Source organism: Streptomyces calidiresistens, assembly GCF_014141525.1.
GTDB classification, from domain to species: Bacteria; Actinomycetota; Actinomycetes; order Streptomycetales; family Streptomycetaceae; genus Streptomyces; species Streptomyces calidiresistens.
On sequence record NZ_VKHS01001447.1, the window covers coordinates 1 to 663 of the forward strand.

The window sequence follows — 663 nt, forward strand, 5'->3', positions numbered from 1 at the left end:
GGGGGTCGTCGGGGCCGGGGGGTTCGATCGGACCGTCGGGACCGGTGCTGTCCTCGGCGTCCTCCTCCTCCACGATGATCGGCGAGGAGTGGTGCGCCCACACCTTCCACTCCCCGCCGTGCGTGCGGCGGAACACGTTGGTGGCCGCCACCACTCCGCCCACGAGGGGGCCGGTGGAGCCGTCCTCCTCCCTCGGCCCGCCGCTGAGGATGTTCTCGGTGCAGGTGACCAGGGCGGTGTCGCCGGAGACGGACACCTCCACGTCGGTGAGGATGAACTGGATGTACTCGGTGCCGGCCATGATCAGGGCGTAGGAGCGCAGCACCTCCGCCCGGCCGTTGAGCACCGGCCATCCCGGGTGCACGACGCTGACCCGGTCGTCCATCCAACTGTCGGCCATGGCCTCCAGGTCGCCGCGCTCGATCGCGTCGTACAGCGCGGTGTTGGCGGCCTGGACGGCCTCGATGTCGGTACGGGCTCCGCTGCTCACGCCCACCCACCTCCCGGGACGGTCCCGCTCTCCCCGTACGCCTCGAGGGCGCGTGCCACGCGGACGGCGTCGGCGCTGGCACGCACCTCGTGCACCCGTACCGCCCAGGCGCCGGCGCGGGCCGCCAGGGCGGTCACGGCGGCGGTGGCGGCGTCCCGTTCCCGGGCGGGCTG

General features: G+C 73.8%; 1 protein-coding gene. It reads right to left on the reverse strand.

Features of this window, described 5'->3' with window-relative positions; translation table 11 throughout:
• Positions 1 to 490: nuclear transport factor 2 family protein (locus FOE67_RS27750; RefSeq protein WP_182667558.1), on the reverse strand; the 490-nt coding region annotated here is incomplete at its 3' end.
• Positions 491 to 663: the final 173 nt, after the last annotated feature.